This window comes from Paenibacillus oryzisoli (assembly GCF_050467285.1).
Lineage (GTDB): Bacteria > Bacillota > Bacilli > Paenibacillales > NBRC-103111 > Paenibacillus_E > Paenibacillus_E oryzisoli_A.
In genome coordinates, this window is record NZ_JBCMUN010000017.1 from 1 (window position 1) to 18,738 (window position 18,738).

15 protein-coding genes are annotated in these 18,738 nt (G+C 57.7%); 4 read left to right on the plus strand and 11 right to left on the minus strand.

From position 1 onward, the window contains the following. Positions 1 to 340 precede the first annotated feature (340 nt). Both ABE504_RS25615 and ablA read left to right on the plus strand, forming a co-directional pair. The gene (locus ABE504_RS25615) at positions 341 to 1,753 is read left to right on the plus strand and encodes a sigma-54 interaction domain-containing protein (protein ID WP_430094334.1); all 1,413 of its coding nucleotides are present in this window, start codon (positions 341 to 343) and stop codon (positions 1,751 to 1,753) included. Between the two features lie 75 nt (positions 1,754 to 1,828). Further along, the gene (gene ablA, locus ABE504_RS25620) at positions 1,829 to 3,199 is read left to right on the plus strand and encodes a lysine 2,3-aminomutase (protein WP_430094337.1); all 1,371 of its coding nucleotides are present in this window, start codon (positions 1,829 to 1,831) and stop codon (positions 3,197 to 3,199) included. A 70-nt stretch (positions 3,200 to 3,269) separates the two neighbouring features. Here ablA and ABE504_RS25625 read toward each other — a convergent pair whose 3' ends face one another. From ABE504_RS25625 to ABE504_RS25665, 9 genes are all read right to left on the minus strand, one after another. After that, positions 3,270 to 4,808, minus strand: coding sequence for a sulfatase family protein (locus tag ABE504_RS25625; RefSeq protein WP_430094340.1), 1,539 nt, complete (start codon positions 4,806 to 4,808; stop codon positions 3,270 to 3,272). Positions 4,809 to 5,006: 198 nt separating this feature from the next. Continuing rightward, complete coding sequence (locus tag ABE504_RS25630; protein ID WP_430094343.1) at positions 5,007 to 5,669, minus strand: MgtC/SapB family protein; 663 nt, start codon at positions 5,667 to 5,669, stop codon at positions 5,007 to 5,009. A gap of 119 nt (positions 5,670 to 5,788) precedes the next feature. Beyond that, positions 5,789 to 7,207 carry an aldehyde dehydrogenase family protein gene (locus ABE504_RS25635; protein WP_430094346.1) on the minus strand — a complete coding sequence of 473 codons (1,419 nt, stop codon included), beginning with the start codon at positions 7,205 to 7,207 and terminating at the stop codon, positions 5,789 to 5,791. A gap of 341 nt (positions 7,208 to 7,548) precedes the next feature. Beyond that, the gene (gene gabT / locus ABE504_RS25640) at positions 7,549 to 8,889 is read right to left on the minus strand and encodes a 4-aminobutyrate--2-oxoglutarate transaminase (protein ID WP_430094349.1); all 1,341 of its coding nucleotides are present in this window, start codon (positions 8,887 to 8,889) and stop codon (positions 7,549 to 7,551) included. Beyond that, positions 8,886 to 10,181: a peptidase gene (locus ABE504_RS25645; RefSeq protein ID WP_430094351.1), complete on the minus strand. Its 1,296-nt coding sequence runs from the start codon at positions 10,179 to 10,181 to the stop codon at positions 8,886 to 8,888. The genes gabT and ABE504_RS25645 overlap by 4 nt, the downstream gene beginning before the upstream one ends. A gap of 33 nt (positions 10,182 to 10,214) precedes the next feature. Next, positions 10,215 to 10,877: a 3-oxoacid CoA-transferase subunit B gene (locus ABE504_RS25650; RefSeq protein WP_430094353.1), complete on the minus strand. Its 663-nt coding sequence runs from the start codon at positions 10,875 to 10,877 to the stop codon at positions 10,215 to 10,217. Further along, complete coding sequence (locus tag ABE504_RS25655) at positions 10,844 to 11,554, minus strand: CoA transferase subunit A (protein ID WP_430094356.1); 711 nt, start codon at positions 11,552 to 11,554, stop codon at positions 10,844 to 10,846. The genes ABE504_RS25650 and ABE504_RS25655 overlap by 34 nt, the downstream gene beginning before the upstream one ends. A 4-nt stretch (positions 11,555 to 11,558) precedes the next feature. After that, positions 11,559 to 12,923, minus strand: a complete 1,365-nt coding sequence (locus tag ABE504_RS25660; protein WP_430094358.1) for an aspartate aminotransferase family protein — start codon at positions 12,921 to 12,923, stop codon at positions 11,559 to 11,561. A gap of 46 nt (positions 12,924 to 12,969) precedes the next feature. Further along, positions 12,970 to 13,233, minus strand: coding sequence for a YokU family protein (locus ABE504_RS25665; RefSeq protein ID WP_430094361.1), 264 nt, complete (start codon positions 13,231 to 13,233; stop codon positions 12,970 to 12,972). A 103-nt stretch (positions 13,234 to 13,336) separates the two neighbouring features. On the opposite strand from ABE504_RS25665, the gene ablB reads away from it, so the two are divergent. Then, positions 13,337 to 14,200, plus strand: coding sequence for a putative beta-lysine N-acetyltransferase (ablB, locus tag ABE504_RS25670; protein WP_430094363.1), 864 nt, complete (start codon positions 13,337 to 13,339; stop codon positions 14,198 to 14,200). A 40-nt stretch (positions 14,201 to 14,240) separates the two neighbouring features. Here the strand turns inward: ablB and rpoN are convergent, their stop codons facing one another. Then, the gene (gene rpoN, locus ABE504_RS25675) at positions 14,241 to 15,590 is read right to left on the minus strand and encodes an RNA polymerase factor sigma-54 (protein ID WP_430094366.1); all 1,350 of its coding nucleotides are present in this window, start codon (positions 15,588 to 15,590) and stop codon (positions 14,241 to 14,243) included. Positions 15,591 to 15,750: 160 nt separating this feature from the next. Between rpoN and ABE504_RS25680 the strand changes: the two genes are divergently transcribed. Further along, positions 15,751 to 16,026, plus strand: a complete 276-nt coding sequence (locus tag ABE504_RS25680; RefSeq protein ID WP_430094369.1) for a hypothetical protein — start codon at positions 15,751 to 15,753, stop codon at positions 16,024 to 16,026. A gap of 127 nt (positions 16,027 to 16,153) precedes the next feature. Here ABE504_RS25680 and ABE504_RS25685 read toward each other — a convergent pair whose 3' ends face one another. After that, complete coding sequence (locus ABE504_RS25685; RefSeq protein WP_430094483.1) at positions 16,154 to 18,682, minus strand: family 16 glycoside hydrolase; 2,529 nt, start codon at positions 18,680 to 18,682, stop codon at positions 16,154 to 16,156. Between the last annotated feature and the right edge of the window lie 56 nt (positions 18,683 to 18,738).

Genomic DNA, 18,738 nt, shown 5'->3' on the forward strand with positions numbered 1-18,738 from the left:
GAGATTTTTCAATCTCATTATGGTTGATTGCTCAACCGATTTGCTTACTCACTCGTTGTTCAGTTTTCAAAGATCAATGTCTTTCGTGCACTGCCGCGCTTCCGAAGCAGCGAAATGTAATATATCATATTGCATCGCATCATTGCAAGCACTTTTTTAAAATTCTTTTTCGCGCTTGTCGGCCCGTCTTGCGGCCGAGGTGATAATATAGCACGCGCCCCACGACCGTGGCAATGTTTTATTTTTCCATTTTAAAAATCTGCATGAAACTTGTCTTCTGTTCCGTCCCACGCCGGCATACTAATGAAGCGAAACCTTCCTGGAAGCTGGGGTGAGTATCGTGTCAGGACAGCGTGATCAAGGATCGGCTTTTTTTGAAAAAGTGCTCAATTTGCTCGATGTCGGTGTGCATCTCATTAATGATGAGGGAATAACCGTTTTCTATAACGACAAAATGGCGGAGACAGACGGGCTGCAGCGCGAGCAGGTGCTGGGAAAGAATGTGTTTGAGCTTTTCCCTTCCCTGACGCAAGAAACGAGCACATTAACGAAGGTCCTCAACACGGGTACGGAGATCAGCGAAAAGATTCAAACCTACGTCAGCATGACCGGCAAACGCATCACGACCATTAACAGCACCTATCCACTCACGGAAAACGGCCGCATGATCGGCGCTTTGGAAGTGGCCAAGGACATCACCAGCATCATGCATCTCCATGACCAGATTCTCGATCTCCGGCATCAAATCTATGAGGCTCCGGGCAGGAAAAAGCCAGCCGGCTCCGCTCGCTACCATTTCAGCGATCTGATCGGGAGCGATCCTGCTTTTCTGCGGACGATCGCGTTTGCCAAAAAAGCGTCACGTACAAGCTCCCCCGTCCTCATCTGCGGGCCGACAGGGACGGGCAAGGAACTCGTCGCCCAGAGCATCCATAATGCGGGCAGCCGCAGGAGCCGACCTTTTATCGCGCAGAACTGCGCAGCGATGCCCGGTGAGCTTATGGAGGGCATCATGTTCGGGACGGCGCGAGGTGCTTTTACGGGCGCGATCGATCGAGCCGGCTTGTTTGAGCAGGCGAATGGCGGCACGCTTTTTCTGGATGAGCTCAACAGCCTTGATCTTGTCCTGCAGGCGAAGCTGCTGCGGGTGCTCCAGGACGGCCTCGTTCGCCGCGTCGGCGGGACGAAGGAACAGCAGGTCGATATTCGCATCATCACCGCGATGAATATCGAACCGACCGAGGCGCTGGCGAGGAACGTGCTGCGCAGCGATCTTTTTTATCGGCTGAATGTGGTCAATCTGACGCTCCCCCCGCTCGCCCAGCGCAAAGACGATATTCCGCTGCTGACGCAGCATTTTATAGAAACGTTTAACGCGCTGTTCGATATGAAAGTGACGGGCGTTGCGCCGGACGCGATGGAGCGGATGCTTCAGTATGCTTGGCCCGGGAATGTACGTGAGCTCAGCCACGCCATTGAATCGACGTATAATATGATGGAGCCGGAGTGCGATATTATTGAAGAAAGCCATTTGCCCGCTTCCCTCGTTCCGCCTATGCCCCCGGTTAAGATGCTGGACGCTGCTCCTCCGCGAACCGGTCTCCCCGAAAAGGTGAAACAGCTGGAAAAGGAAGCGATCGAACGGGCGCTGGCCGAGCACAACTACAATGTCACGCTTACCGCGCAGGCACTCGGAATGAAACGGCAGGCGCTGCAGTATAAGCTGAAAAGTTACGGCATCGTGAGAAAATAACCTCAATCCGGGAACGGTTGGCACGCTTCTTGCATCCACTACTAGTGAGCCAACATCACTACTGGAGGTGCAGCGATGGAACGACGTGACTGGAAGCAGATCGAGCTCTGGAAAGACGTGACGGATGAGCAATGGAATGACTGGCTGTGGCAGTTGACGCATACGATTCGTTCCTTGGACGATTTGAAAAAGGTTGTGAACCTGACCCCCGAGGAAGAAGAGGGCGTTCGCATCTCGACGCAGACGATTCCTTTGAATATTACGCCTTACTATGCTTCATTAATGAATCCGGATGACCAGCGGTGCCCGATTCGGATGCAATCCGTGCCGATTTCGGCGGAGCTGCTGAAAACGAAATACGACCTCGAAGACCCGCTTCACGAGGATGAGGATTCGCCGACGCCCGGGCTGACGCACCGTTATCCCGACCGGGTGCTGTTCCTGGTGACGAACCAGTGCTCGATGTACTGCCGGTACTGCACACGGCGGCGCTTCTCCGGCCAGGTCGGCATGGGCGTGCCGAAAAAGCAGCTGGACGACGCGATCGCCTACATCCGGAATACGCCGGAGGTGCGGGACGTTTTGCTCTCGGGCGGGGATGGGCTGCTGATTAACGATAATATTTTGGAGTATATTCTGAAAAATTTGCGGGCGATCCCCCATGTGGAAATTATTCGGATCGGGACGCGGGCGCCGGTCGTTTTTCCGCAGCGGATTACGGAGAACCTCTGTTCCATTATCCGGAAGTATCATCCGGTGTGGCTGAACACGCATTTCAACACGCCGCTCGAAATTACGGAGGAGGCGAAGAAAGCGTGTGCGATGCTGGCCGATGCCGGGGTGCCCCTTGGTAACCAAGCCGTCATTCTGGCGGGCATCAACGACTCCACCTATATTATGAAAAAGCTCATGCATGAGCTGGTCAAAATCCGCGTCCGCCCTTATTACATCTACCAGTGCGACCTCTCGGAGGGCATCGGGCACTTCCGGGCGCCGGTCTCAAAAGGACTGGAGATTATCGAGTCCTTACGGGGGCATACGAGCGGGTATGCGGTGCCAACCTTCGTCGTTGATGCGCCTGGCGGCGGCGGCAAAATCGCGCTGCAGCCGAATTACCTCCTATCGCAAAGCCAGGATAAGGTGATCCTGCGCAACTACGAAGGCGTCATCGTCGGCTATCCGGAGCCGAAGAACTATGTGCCGGACCGCGCCGATGCGTACTTCAATGAAGTGTACGGCGTGATTGCGCAGCCGGAGAGCACGGGAATCATCGCCCTGATGAAAGATGAAAAATTCAACTTGGTGCCAGAAAATTTGCGGCGCATCGGTCGCCGGAAGGCGTACCTGTCATCGCCGGATCATGCTTCGCTGAAGGACCGGCGCGGCAAGCGGGACGAGATGAAGGATAAGCTGATGAAGGCGCAGCAGAAGGAGAGCGGCGTGTAGGTGCAAGCCACAGCGAAAAAAGGAGCCACCCCACCGCGGTTCATGCGGTCGGTGACTCCTTTTTCACTTCCTAAGCGCCCCAAATACGCGGCATTGGAAGCGGCTCTTTGCCAAGCTCGGCCCATGCGTACTTGAGCAGCAGCTCTGTCTTGAGGCTTGCAGAAGCCGGGTCATCCCACAGATTGTTAATCTCGCCAGGGTCTTCCTGCAAGTCGAAAATTTCGCCGTACGTCTGGTTGTAGTAGACGGTGATTTTGTAGCGCTCGTTGACGTACGTTTTCTGATGAATGGTCGTCGGCTGATGATGGAACTCGCAAATGGCGTGATCGCGCGCCTGCTCCTTGTTCCCCAGCCAAACCTGGCTCTGATCCACGCCGGTCATCGTCCGCGGAATCGGAAGATCGCAGAACGACAGGAATGTTGGCGCCAGGTCGACCAGCGATTGAATCGCTGCGCTCTGCTCGCCTTGCGGAATTTGCCCCGGATAGCGGGCGATAAACGGAATTTTGATCAGGTCTTCGTAATGGAAGCCGCCCTTCGCTTGCAGGCCGTGCTGTCCGAAGAAATGACCGTGGTCCGTCGTGAAGACGACGATGGTGTTATCGGCTAAGCCGAGTTCGTCGAGCTTATCAAGGATTTTGCCGATGTATTTGTCCATCATGGAAATCATGCCGTAGTAGACGGCCATTTGCTTCGCTTTGTGCTCGTCCGTAATGCGGTGCTTGTCGCCATAGTGGTAATAGTGATGCGAATGATAACCGTGCACTTCAAAGCTTTGGTCTTCTTTTAAATAAGAGAAGTCTGGGTTCTCTTCCTGCGTCAAGCCGAAATGCGGCGGGTTCTTGTCATGTTCGCCCGGCGTGATGGACGGAACGGTCAGCTTGGACGGGTCGTACATCGTATCCCACGGCTCCGGCACCAAATATTCCGGATGCGGATCGAAGAAAGAGCTCCACAGGAAGAAGCTTTCGTCGCTCTCCTTGTACTGCTCCAGCATGGCATTGGAACGCTCCGCGATCCAGGTATTATAATGATATTCCTCCGGAATCGGCCACTTGTACGTCAGATTAGGGTCCATCGTGCCGGTTGGCGCCAGGAAGTAGTCTCTCCAGTTTTTGCAGCCTTTCTCTTCCATCCAAATCGCATAATGCTGACCCACGTGTGCTTCATTCGTATGGTTACGGGCCAACTCGACATGGTCGAAGCCGTAGAATTTGTCTTTGTAATTTTTCCAGAACGCCAGGTCTTGAAGGACAGGATACGACTCCAGTGAAGGATATTCCTCCGACGAACGGAGCGGTTGAAAATGTGCTTTGCCGATCAGCGCGGACTGATAGCCGCCCTTGCTGAAATCCTCCGTGACGACATGGCGGTCCTCCAGCAGCTTGGTGCCCAGGGTCCATGCCCCATGCTGACTCGGATACATGCCGGTAATGATGGACGCTCTTGTCGGCGTACATGTCGGATTTGGGCAATAAGCGCGATTGAACGTCGTTCCCTCACGAACCAATCGGTCGAGATTCGGAGTGGAGATTTCTTTATTAAAAGCGCCGATCGTATCCCAATGCTGCTGATCGCTCGTAATCAACAAAATGTTAGGTTTTTTCATTGTACTATCGCCTCCTGATTATCCTAATCATAGAGACATTTTGTGAAAATTCCAATGTCACTATGTTGTGATCATTTATCATTATGTTGTATTTTCGAAATATCATGCAAAAGATAGCCTGAATGCCGAATAACCCTGCAGACAAGTCTGGAGGGTTATCTCGCCTTCTTAGGTACAGGTTGCATGCGTCACATCCTTTTATTGCATTTCAACGACATGAACAAAGGGCGCGTCCTGGATCAGCGGCAGCAATTTATTCATTTCATAATTCGCAGGCAGTTTGATGGTAATGTCGAGCACAAGCTCGGCGGATTCCAGCAATTTTTCGCTATGAAAATGTAAAATAATGAGGTCTCTTTCCTTGAGAAATTGCTGAATGAATTGGGCGGCTCCCGGTTCATCGCGCAGGCGAATGGACAACTGTTCGGTCTTGGGTGAAGCCAGCCATGGGATCCTGCTATGTAATAATTTCTGTGCAATTAAAATGAGCACGGTCGTCCCGATACCGACAATGTACAGGTCGGCGCCGATCGCCATGCCGATGCCAGCGGTCAGCCAAATCCCCGCCGCCGTTGTCAGCCCTCTGACGGTTTGCCTCTGCATAAAAATCATGCCGGCTCCCAGAAATCCGACGCCGCTGACGACTTGCGCCGCAACACGCGACGGGTCGAGCGCAACGCCTTCTTTACCGATCATATCTTCAAATCCGTATTTGGAAATGAGCATCATCAGTGCCGCCCCTGCGGCAACGACGAAATGGGTGCGAATGCCTGCTTCTTTCATCCTGCTCTTGCGCTCGTAGCCGATAATCGCGCCGCAAACGCCGGCCAGGATAACACGCAACAAAAATCCAACCTCCATGCCAATTCTCCTTTCCAGTGAACGATAGTCGCTTGGCCTCATTTTCCGGCCGAACGTCGAAGGACGCTCCCCTCGCTTGCGCTTGAGTGCGTCCTCCCGTTCTATCGTACTATCGTACACTATTTTCGAAAACTTACCAACTTCAATTCCGTTAACTCCTCGATTGCATACTTCACTCCCTCGCGCCCCGTGCCGCTTTCCTTGACCCCGCCGTACGGCATGTGATCCACCCGGAACGTCGGAATGTCATTGATCATCACACCGCCGACTTCCAGCGCTTCCGCAGCGGCAAAGGCGGTGCGAAGATCGTTCGTGTAGACCCCTGCCTGCAAACCGTAGCGGGAGTCGTTCACCAACGCGATACCCTCCTCGATGGAGGCGATCCGATTGATGAGGACGATTGGCGCGAACGCCTCCTGGCAGGCGACGCGCGTCGACGCCGGCGCGTGCAGCAGCACTGTCGGCGCCACGACGTTGCCGTCGCGCCAGTTGCCAGCCGCGACAACGGCGCCATGCTGCTCGGCCTCGGCGATCCACGCCATCGCGCGCTCCGCGTCGCGGGCGCTGATCAAGGCCGAGACGTCCGTCGCCGGATCGAACGGATCGCCGAGGCGCAGTTTTGCCGTTTGGGCGACGAATTTCTGCACAAACGCATCGAACAGCGCTTCATGCACATAAATGCGCTGAATGGAAATGCACACCTGGCCCGCGAAGGAGAAGGCCCCGGTGACGGCTCTTGCGATCATGGCGTCCACGTCGACGCCTTGATCCACCAGCAGCGCCGAGTTCGAGCCTAGCTCGAGCGTGACTCGGCGGAGACCGGCTTTGCCGCGAATGGCGATGCCGACCTCGGGCGAGCCCGTGAAGGTGACCGCCTTCACGCGCACGTCCGTCACGAGGAGGTCGCCGATCAGGCTGCCGCTACCGGTCACGACGTTCAGCGCGCCGGCCGGCAGCCCAGCCTGCTCCAGCAGCTCCGCGAGCAGGAGCGCGGTCAGCGGCGTCTGCCCAGCCGGCTTGAGCACGATCGTATTGCCTGCCGCGATCGCCGGCCCGACTTTATGCGCCACGAGGTTCATCGGGAAGTTGAACGGCGTGATCGCCGCTACAACGCCGAGCGGCTGGCGCATCGTGTAGGCGATCCGCCCCTCGCCGCCCGGGGCGGCGTCGAGCGGAATCGTCTCGCCGTGAATCCGCTTCGCCTCTTCGGCGGCGAACTTGTACGTGGCGATCGTGCGCGCCACTTCCTGCTTCGCCGTCGTGATCGGCTTCGCCGCTTCTAGCGCGATCAGCTCCGCGCAGCGCTCGGCGTTCGCGCTGATGAGCGCCGCCAGCCGCTCCAGAATCGCGGCCCGCTCATGCGCCGGCATACGCGCCATCAGTGGGCGCGCCGCCTCGGCAGCCGCGATCGCCTGCTCCACCTCGGCCGCGTCCGCATAAGCGACGTCCGCCAGGTGCGCTCCGCTGTATGGCGCGTTGAGGGGGCGGTGCTCACGCGCCTCCAGCCACTGGCCGCCAATCCATAATTGCTTTTTCATGCTGTAGACCTCTTTTCTTATCCGACTAATCTAAGGGGGATACATGGGGCCGACGTAACTCCTGCAAAAATGCAGGAATTTTTCGAAAAAACGGCGTTTTTTACGCAATTCCTGCGAAAGTGCAGGTTTTAAGATGAGTTTGCTCAAAAAGAAGCCGTCTGGCCCAAAATACCTGCACAATCGCAGGTATTTCTCAGAATTGGGTGGGGGAGGATGAAATTTCCTGCTTTTTTGCAGGCTTTGATCTTCATGAGCGGGTGCTCCATGTAATCCACACCGACGAACATGATTGTCGCGATGTTCCACCATACCAGCATTTTTGGTTATGAAACAGTCATCACTCAAGGCTGCAGCTCCGCAAACACCTGCTCAATGACATCCAGTCCCTCCGCGAGCTGATCATCCGTGATAACAAGCGGGCAGAGCATCCTTATCACATTGCTATAGATACCTGCGCTCATCAAAATCACCCCGCGCTGATGACACGCCTGGAGCACGTGCGCCGTCAGCTCTTTATCCGGCAGCTTCGTACCCCGGTCCTGTACAAGCTCCATCGCGCTCATCGCACCGAGCGAGCGGACATCGCCGATGCAGGCATGCTTATGCTGGAGCCGGAGGAAGCGCTCTTGTACGGCTGCGCCGATCGCCGATGCCCGCCCAACGAGGCCCTCCTTCTCCAGCATCGCGATCACCTGCAAGGCTGCGACACACCCGAGCGGGCTGCCGCCATACGTGCCGCCGATCTCGCCGACGCCCGGGGCGTCCATGATGTCGGCCCGGCCAGTCACAGCGCTGAGCGGGAGTCCGGCGGCAATCGATTTGGACATCGTCATGAGATCGGGCACGACGCCGTGATGCTCCATCGCAAACATGCGGCCCGTACGCCCGAAGCCCGTCTGCACTTCATCGGCAATCAGCAGGATGCCATACTTGTCGCAAATGCGTCGTACGCCCTGGATAAATCGCGTTGATGCGATGACGAAGCCGCCTTCGCCCTGCACAGGCTCAAGAATCACCGCCGCCACATCCTCCCCCGGCACCTCGGACAAAAAGAAATCCTCGAACCGTCGGAGCAGACCATCGTCCACCTCGTCCGGCGTCATGCCGTCCGGCGCCCGGTAGTAGTACGGATAAGGCATTCGGTACGTATCCGGAGCAAAAGGGCCAAAGCCATTCTTATACGGCTTCACCTTGCTCGTCAAGGACATCGCCATGTACGTCCGGCCGTGGAATCCGCGCTCGAACGAAATAACACCTCGGCGTCCGGTAAATTTGCGCGCGATTTTGACCGCATTTTCCACCGCTTCCGCTCCACTGTTCAGGAAAAACGTCTTCTTCGGATGATCGCCGAGCGTAATCGTATTCAGCTTCTCCGCCAGCGCGATGTACGGCTCATACATCACCACGTGGAAGCTCGGGTGCAAATACTGATCGAGCTGTGCCTTCAACGCTTCGACCACGCGGGGCGGCGAATGGCCCACATTCAAGCACCCGATCGCACCTGCAAAATCGATGAACGTGTTGCCGTCCACATCCGTCAGGAGCGCTCCCTCTCCTTTAGCCGCAAAAGTCGGCACCGTATTGAAAGGCCCCCGAGGCACGCTTGCAGCACGCCGCTCCAGCAGCTTGCTCGCCTCCGGCCCCGGCAGGGCGGTCTTCATTTGAATAAAACCCATCGTCATGCCTCCATTCTGTCCCATCCGCACCAATGAAGCAAGGTCAGCGCGATGATCTCCGCAGCCTGAAACACATCGTCGAGCACGATGTACTCGTTTGGATAGTGCGCGACCTGTGTAACGCCTGGGCCAAAAACGACGCAAGGCGTATCCGCCAACACGGTGAGAAGACCCCCATCCGTCCCCCAAGGCGCGGCCTCGATGACCGGCTCCTTGCTGCGAACCTCCCGGAACTGCTCGATCAGGACCTGCATCAACGCGTGCCCCGGATCGACACTTCCTGGCACCCATCTGGCGCCAAACCAAACAAGCTCCGGAGGGTGTGCGGCAAACCACGGATCTTTTACGGGCAAAAGAGCAAGCCACTCCTGCATCTCCCGCTTCGCATCGTCGAGTTTCTCCTCCGGCGCGACACCCATGCGCCCTTCCATCTTGACGACGTCCGGCACGGACGACGGCCAGCTGCCGCCCTCGATGACCCCGATGTTAATCGGAATCGGGATCGGATTGTCCGCGTAGAGCGGGTCGGTAACCCGCGCGTTTCGCTGCGCCTCAAGCTCTTGCAGATGAGACAGGACGATCATGCTTTTCTCGATGGCGCTGACGCCTTCATACCGGGTCCCGCCGTGAGCGGAGCGTCCTTTTACCTCAATCCGAAACCACATGGAGCCCTGCTGCTTCGGAAAAATCCGCAAATTCGTCGGCTCCGGAATGAGCGCCGCATCGGCTTTATAACCCTGCAGGATCGCCGCCAAAGTACCCGCGCCGCCGCTCTCTTCTTCGATGACGCTTTGAAAAATCACATCGCCCCGCAGACGAAGGCCGTTCCCCTGCACAGCCCGAAGCGCCAGCAGCAGCGACACATTCCCGCCCTTCATATCCGTGGCGCCGCGCCCGTACAGCTTGCCGTCCACCACGGCGCCGCTGAACGGGTCGTGATCCCACTGCGCGAGGCTGCCAGCCGGCACGACGTCCACATGCCCGTTGAGTAGCAGGGATCGACCTCCGCCTGTGCCTTGGAGCACCCCGACGACGTTTGGGGAGCCGGCAAACTGGGCGCGCGGAGAGTAGAAGTAGGGGTGCGCGCCAAGCGCTTCCCCTTCCGGCTCCCACACCTCCACGTCCATGCCCAGCTCCCGTAGCTGATCCGCAACCAGAAGCTGCACGGCCTGCTCATTCCCCTGCGTGCTTGGCAGCCGCACCATCTGTTGGAGCAGCTCGATTCCTTCTTCTCGGTACTGCTCCAACCAGCGATGGAGCTGCCCTTTCAGCTCGACGTTCTCCTTCGCCTCTGCCAAAGGGATCGCCTCCTTTTGCCTGAAGTGTAAGCATTACGGAATATACAGGATGGGATCTGCCAGCCGCAGCTCAGCTTCGGTATGTTGAATAACCTCTTCCACCGTGTACGGCAGCATCACCTCTCGCAGCAGCAGTCCCTCCTCCGTCACCTCGATCACCGCCATTTCGGTAATGATGAGATCGGCGCACCGAGGCGCGGTCAGCGGCAGTTCGCAAGCTTTGCGGATTTTGGATTCCCCCAGCTTGTTGACATGATTCATCAGCACAATGACCCTCCGAGCTTTCTGCGCCAGCTCCATCGCCCCGCCGATGCCCGCTACCCGCTTCCCCGGTACAATCCAGTTCGCAAGATCCCCCTGTTCACTCACTTCCAGAGCGCCGAGAATCGTAAGATCGACGCGTCCCCGGCGAATCATGGCAAAAGCGATGGCGCTGTCACAATAGGACGCCCCCTCCACAACCGTCACCGGATAGCCGCCGGCGTTGCACAGAAACGCATCCTCGCTCCCCGGCTCCGGCGCGCCGCCCGCCCCCAGAATGCCGTTCTCCGCATGAAAAACGACCTGTAGCCCCGCTGGCACATAATCCGCCACCTGCGTCGGGATGCCGATGCCGAGGTTCACCACCATGCCGCTGCGCAGCTCCTGGGCGGCCCGCTTCGCTATTCGGTCACGGCTTTCTTTTCCCATACCCATGACCAATTCACTCCTTTGCTTGGAATGACCATATCGACAAAAATACCTGGCGTCACGATGCTCTCCGGATCCAGCTCGGCAAGCGGCACAATCTCGTCGGCTTCCGCAATCGTGAAGCGCCCAGCCATCGCGACCAGGGGATTCATGTTTCGGCCGCTTTTGTCGTAGACGAGATTGCCGTATGGATCGGCCTTGCTGGCGTGGACGATGGCAACGTCCGCTGTCAACGCCGGCTCGACGATATACGTCTTCCCGTCCAGTACGACGGTTTGTCGCCCCTCCACCATCATCGTACCTACGCCGACATCGAGTACGATGCCGCCAAGTCCGACGCCGCCGGCACGGATTTTTTCCGCCAGCGTACCTTGCGGGAAGAACTCGACCTCCATGGAGCCGTCTTCCATTTTTTGTCCTGCAAAAGGATTCGAGCCGATATGCGAAGCAATCACTTTCTTCACCCGGCCAGCGGTGACGAGCCGGCCGATGCCAATATGCGGAAACCCGGTGTCGTTGCCGATGATGGTAAGGTCCTTGACGCCTTTGGCCATCAGGCCGTCAATCAATGTCGGCGGGTTGCCGATGCCGCCAAAACCGCCGTACATCAAGGTGCAGCCGTCGTTAATCATGGAGAGCGCTTCTTCCAGCGTGCTCACTTTGTTTGGCAAACTCGCGTTCATAGGCTTACGTCACCTCCGTATCGGCATCGGGCGCGGGAGGCGCCAACTCATCCATCACCTCGCGAATTGCCGCTTCCAGCAGCTTCGCGAGCAAATCCAGCTCCGCCTCGGTAATCACCATCGGCGGCGCGACCAGGATCGCATCCCCAACGCCGTCGATGGCGCCGGATGCCGGATACACGAGCAGCCCCTTCTGCATAGCCTTCTCGATTACACGAGAAGTCAGCCCTGCGGCTGCGGGAAACGGCTCTTTCGTGGCGTGATCCTGCACGAATTCGATGCCGAGCAGCAGCCCTCTGCCCCGAACATCCCCGATGATCGGGATGCCGTCCGCCAGCTGCTGCAGCTTCGCGAGCAGATAGCGGCCCCGGTCGGCCGCCTGCTGCACAAGCCCATGCTGCTCGATATAGTGCAGCACGGCCAGGGACACCGCCGCCGACTGCGGGTTGGCGCTGTACGTATGGCCGGCCATGACGCTGCGCGAGCCTTGCAGAATCGGCGCCATGACGTGGTCTTTGACCATCGTCGCCGCCATCGGCGTGTAGCCGGCGCTCATGCCTTTGCCGAGCGCGATGAGATCGGGCTCGACGCCGTCATGCTCCATCGCGAACATGGCCCCGGTGCGGCCAATGCCGGTCATCACCTCGTCGGCGATGAACAGCAGTTCATGGCGCTCGCAAATCGCCTTGATGCGAGCGTAGTAGCCGGGCGGCGGCGTGAGCGCCCCCCCGGCGGCGCCGACGATCGGCTCAGCGATGAACGCAGCGATATGCTCGGTGCCGATGCGCCGAATCGCCGTCTCAAGATCGTCCGCGCACGCCATACCGCAGGACGGATGCACGCTGTGCAGCGGGCAGCGGTAGCAGTACGGCGGAGCGACGACCGGGAAGTCCTCCAGCAGCGGCACAAAACGGCGTCGGCGCAGCGTGTGCCCGGACATCGACAGCGCCCCCATCGTGATGCCGTGGTAGCTCATGCGGCGGGAGATCACTTTGTTTTTGCCATGACGTCCTTGCTCCTGCCAGTGCTGAATGGCGATTTTCATCGCCGTTTCCGTCGCTTCGGAGCCACTGTTTACAAAAAACGACCAGTAGTCTTGCCCGGGGGCCAGATCGCTTAATTTTGCAGCCAACGCCTCGGCCGGTTCGCTCGTAAATTGAGAACGGTACACGAAGGACACCTTGCCCGCTTGCTCCTGCATCGCGTCAATGATGTCCTGCACGCCGTGCCCGATTCCTGCTGTGACAGCGCCGGAGGAAGCATCGAGATACACCTTGCCGTCCTCATCATAGAGAAACACGCCTTGGCCGTAAGCGATTGTCGGGTATTTGTGTCCCAAAATCGGTTTGATTAAATGCTCGCGCAGCATCTCATAGTCACCTCCGAGTTGATCTCCATCCGGGCGCATGCTTGCGTTATTTGAGAAACCAGTTCTGTACCCGTGGCGCTTTCATAAGCGCCGAGTAGCTGAACACGCTGCCCAGCGCAGCGACGTCATGCCAGTAAAGTTTTTCCTCAATAAGCTGGGAGGTCGCTTCCAGCACGTAGGTGCCGCAGGCCGGGCACGCAATCGCGGGAACGTCTGTGATTTGGATTGCTTTTTTCCCGTCGGGCAGGATCCAGTAGCAGTCTTTCACACTATCCTGTGTAGCTTCGGCATCACACCAGACACAAGGCATCGCAGGGCCTCCTTTCAACTTTTTTTGGGCGGGAGAACGCTTCTTTCGATTCCATATGATGCATATAACCATGATAGGAAGATGGAGGGAGTGTGTGTGCCCAATGTCCATGGAACGGCGCGGGTATGTGAACAAGGTGGAGCACGGCAGGGATTATACGGTCAGCTTTTGCCTGGACTATACGAATAAACGGCTGAGGGTGGACGATTATTATGGAAATGTGGATCGGATGTACGCGCGTGTGGCGGAAAAGGCGCAAGCCCTGAAGCTTACGAAGGTGTTCATCAAGTCGCGCGAGGACGATTGGCGGAAGTTGCTGTCCAAAGGGTGCATGCTCGAAGGGATTTATAAGGGCTATTTTCTCGGCAGCGATGCTTACTGTATGGCGGTGTACTATGACCGGGAGCGGCGCACCAGCGATTATTGGATGGAAGAAGATGCGATTCTCGGCAAGGTGCTCGAGCTTCCCCGCAAAACGCAGCGCCCGCCGGTACCCGAGCGGTTTCAGCTCCGACTCGCCGACGAGTCCGATACGGAGCGGCTTTCGGAGCTGTATCGCACTGTTTTTCAAACGTATCCGACGCCAATGAATGATCCCCACTATGTTGCGAAAACGATGGAGGGCGGCACCATTTATTATCTGGTGGAATGCCAGAAACAATTGATTAGCGCCGCCTCCGCTGAGGTGAACACGATCTACGCCAACGCGGAGATGACAGATTGCGCAACGCTCCCCGCCTACCGTAGTCAAGGGTTGATGCGCCTTCTGCTGCATGCTTTGGAGGATGAGCTGATTGCCCAAGGCGTCTCCTGTTCGTATTCACTTGCAAGAGCGCTTTCTTTTGGCATGAATGCCGTTTTTCATCACATGCAGTATACGTATACGGGGCGGCTCACCAAAAATTGCGACATTTACGACAAGTTCGAGGATATGAATCTTTGGTGCAAAACACTGAGCACCCCGTGACAAACATTTAGCACCCCTGACGGTTTCGGATTGCAGGCGCCTATAGGCGCCTTCTTTGCGTGGAAGGCGGGATGCCGAGCTCCTCTCGGTATTTGGCTACCGTTCGCCGGGAAATGCGGATGCCTTCTTGCTGCAGCAGCTCTGCCAGCCGCTGGTCGGAGTAAGGATAAGCGTGGTTCTCTTCGAGAATACGCGATTGTAGTTGAGCTTTGACAGAAGCGGAAGAAGCCATGTCGCCCAAATCCGTCTGCAAACCGGAAGCGAAAAAGGCTTTGAGCTCCCTGACGCCCCACGGCGTCTGCGCATACTTGCCCGACACCGCTCGACTGACGGTCGATTCATGCAGGCCGAGCTGATCGGCGATCTCCCTCAGCGTGAGCGGCTTTAGCCCAGCAGGGCCTTGGCGCAAATAGTCGGCCTGCTCTTCGGCAATCGCCCAGGCCACCCGCAGAATCGTGTCCCTGCGCTGCTCCAGGCTGCGGAGGAACAGGCGTGCCGTGTTCCACTTGCCCTGCACGAATGCGCCCGCTTCGTCATGGGCGGGGGCGTGCAGCAGCCGCTCATAATCGCGGCTTAACGAAAGCCTGAGCCATGCTGACGGGCAGGCGAAGACCGCGATGCCATCATCGTGCGGCTCGAGGATCACCTCGGGCACGATGTAAGGTGTTGGGCCGGCGTGGTGAAACGGCGCGCCCGGCCTTGGGTTGAGGCGCTTGAGTTCGTCAAGCGCCTCTTGCAGTTGTTGCGGCGAGGTGCGCAGCCTCGCCGCTAACATCGGCAGCGGACGCTTGCCGATGTCCGCCAGGTGGCAGCGGATAAGCTCCGCTGCCACCTGGCGGCTGCGCTCCTGCACCTGATGCAGCTGAAGGAGCAGGCACTCTTGCAAGCTGCGCGCGCCGACGCCGGGCGGATCCAGCTTGTGCAGGACGGCGAGCGCTGCCTCGACCGCCTCTGGCGCTGTCCGCAGGAGGCTTACCGCCTCCTGCACCGACAGCGTGAGGTAGCCGCTCGCGTCCAGGCTGCCGATCAGGAAGCGCAGGATGCGGAGCCGCTGGGGCGGCAGCTCGGCCTGCGGGAGCATGTTGAGCTGCTCGCTCAAGTGGCGCTCGAGCGAGAGGTCGTTCGCTGCGACATGGCGCAGCGGGTCGGCGGCATTTGCGGCGGCTGCGGTGTCGCGCCCCGACCGCCTTAAAGCCCGGCTGCCGCCTGGCGGCCAGCCGAAATCACTCTCTCCGGCGTAGTCCAGCGCCGGATTGTCAGTCACTTCCTGCTGGATCGCCTCCAGCAGCTCAGGGGTCGAGAGCTTGAGCAGTGTGATCGTCTGACGCATATGCGGCGACAGGCGCAGCCTCGCCGAGGGCTGCTGGAACATGCCGTACCCGGAGCGCATGCGCATCAGTCCTTTTTCGTTGATGCTACTATGTATATTCAGGTGGAGGTGTAAAAATAGCTGACCGGATGCTGGGAAGCAAGAGAATGACACCGTTTGTCCAGGGGCAGAGAACGTGTCCGCCAGACGAGATCCGCAAGTTAAGAGGCTTTGCGTGTCCATGAACCGGAAAAGCTCCAGCTTATTTTGCCTGGAAACGGCGCCCGTGTCAGCTGAACTGGAAAACCTCCAGTTCATTTCAGTCATTTTCGGAGGAAGACTGCCAAACGGCCAAATATACTGGAAGAAATCCAGTTCAGTGCCGGATTCGGGCCAAAATGCGAAAATGTACGGGAGAAATTCCAGTTCATTAGATCAGTGGTCGCAAGCGCATAGGCAGGGCACGGTGATGGCTGAGCGGTGGAAGATCGGCGGCGAGTACGGCCGTTGCGCCTAATCTGACGGGTTTAACCGACCGCCATGTGCCGACCGCCCAGGATCCGCGCGCGTTGCAACATTGCTGCCCCCTCCAAAAAAATCACCCTCCCCCGCCCGAAGGCAGAGAAGGGTGCCTGCATCAAAACCTACTGCAACGTCACCTTCACATCGTTCAGCCACAGATTGAAGCCTGTCGTGCTGTCAGCCGTTTTGAACAAGACGCGGTCGAGCCCTGTAAAGCTGCTGTTTGTAAACGTCTGATTCATCAGCTTCGGCACACCGTCCAGGAAGGCGTCGAACGTTCGGGCGTCGACGTCGATGACGAGCTTGACGCTGTACCACGTATTTGGTGCGATCGCGCCCAGCAGGACTTCGCTGCCTGCGCTGTCCTTGAAAGCGAGTCCGCCTGCGGTGGACGAATCGTAGATTTCAATGGCGCTGTCAAGACCGTTCGAGACGAAGAACCGCGTCCATTTGCCGACGGCATCCTGTTTGAATTTGTACTCCACGGTCACGGTACCGTCCAGCTTACGGTCAAAGTCGCGCGTCGCCTCCACATGATCGGTGGTCAGCGTATCCGTGCATTTGAAGGAGCTGTTGCCGCCGCCGGGCATGGAGGTATCGACTTTGCACGTCTGCGCGCTGTCAGCGCCTGTGACGGTCCAGTCGAGCACCTGAATGTTTCGCGTGCCCATGGTGGTCAGCGGGTCGCCGGCCAATGTACCGTTCGGATAACCGTCGAACGTGTCTTTGATGACGGCCTGACTCGTGCCGCCTGGGGCGGTAAGGCTGACGTTGTCCAAGTAAGCGGTCGTCGTCGCTGTATTGGAGGTTGCCGTCATCACGCGCATCCGGTCAAATTGAGGCACCGCATTCGTGAAGGTCGGCGGGGTCGCAGGTGATTTTTTCACGCCGTCGATCCACACCTCGAAGGTCTGTGTTGCCGTATTGGCTACGACCTTAATGTCGTAGTTCGTGCCTGGCGTCAGCGTCGCCAACGTGACTTTGCTGCCGTCCGGCTTGGCGTAAGCGAAGCCAAACACATCGGTGTCGTACAGCTCAATGCCGTTTGTACCATTGTTGCTGAGCAGGAACCGATTCCAACTGCCGACCGATGTCGTGCGATTGTACTCGAACTCCCAGGTGACGGTGCCGCTCGCCGGTGCGATTTTACGCTCGAGCGTCGCATTGTTCGCCTGCACGGTGTCGTTCAGGCGCAGCTTCTGCGCCGTGCCGTCCAGCTCCACAGTTGCGGTCACGCCGGAATCGGCTGCAATCGCCCAGTTCGGTGGCAACTGCCCGGGGCTTACCGTACCGAATGTATCATGGATATACTCGTAATCCATCTTGCTGATGGTATTGGCGCCGCCGATCACCTCTACGGCATCCATCCGTACGAAGTTGTCGATGGAACCGGTCGTGTGTGTGCCTTTCGGCACGATTTTGATTGTATGATCGCCGACACTTAGACCAGATACCGTATAGAACGCCCGGCGGTCCTCTTTCTGCGGGGCATAGGTATCGATGGTCGCGTCCGGCGTTGTGCTGCCGTCGAGGTAGACGTCCGCTTGGCCGCCGTCCACATCGCGCGTTCCCAGTACCATAGCCATCGTGCCGTTGAATGCGAATTGCATTTTATCCCCCGCTGTGCGGGAACCGACCTGCGAACGGTAGTAGTTCTCGTAATCCGCAGCCACGTACTCCCAAGCGCCGACATACGTGATCGCCGGGTCTGCGTTATCGTAACGCCCAACTTCGACTTGCGTCGCGCTGTCAATCTTGCGAATGACAAGATTATCAAAACGCGCGGAGTTGTACCCGCCGCCAAGCTGCACCTGGCCGCTCGGGAAGTCCGTATCTGTTATACTGGCGAGCTGCGTCACACTGCTTGGGTTCGATACCGGGTTGATGTAAGCCTTGATGTTCGTTCCATTAAACCGCAGCTTCATCGTGTACCACGTATTCGGCACAAAGCTGCTGTACGTGCCGGAGGCCAGCTCACGGGTTCCCGCTCTGAGTTGCCACGCGCCATTCTCATGCATCTGGATCTGGTACCCGTCACCCGGCACATCCGAGCCTTCGTCCGCAATCGTCTTTCGGTTGTGATTGACACGCCCGCCGATCATCACATAACCGGTGGAGCTGGTCAGCTTCACATCGGACTGCACTTCGTAGTTACGCCATTCCGGGCTGCCCATGATGGAGTAAGGTTCCGGCGTCGAACGATATTTCCAATCGACCGGTTTGTTCGCTGCTGTAATTTTCTGCTCGAGCACCTTGCCGCTGCCTTCTGTCGCCACTTCAAAAGCGCCGCCTTGATCGGAGAAATAAACCGGCTCTTTGCCAACGCTGTAGCTGTCGTAATTATCCGTATAATCCGTCGCCAACGGAAACGCTGCGGAGGATGGATTCGAGTAGGTTGCTGTCCCCTTCTGCTGACCGGTCGTTGTCGTAAACGTATAGATCGAATACGGATCAATCGTCACGGTGAATGAGCCACCGGAAGGCGTGATGCTGCTTTGCTGGATGAATTGTGCGCTTTCGGTCGTTTTCCAAGGACGAATCGTCCCCGTCGACAGTCCGCCAGACAGATTGAAGGTGTACTCCCTCGGCGTCGCGCCCGTGTTCAGGACGATCAGGCTCCAGTTGCTCGAGGTTGGATCTTTGAGCATCATGTAACCGCCACGGTCATCCGAATAATTGCCGCTGTTGATATACTTCCAACCGATCC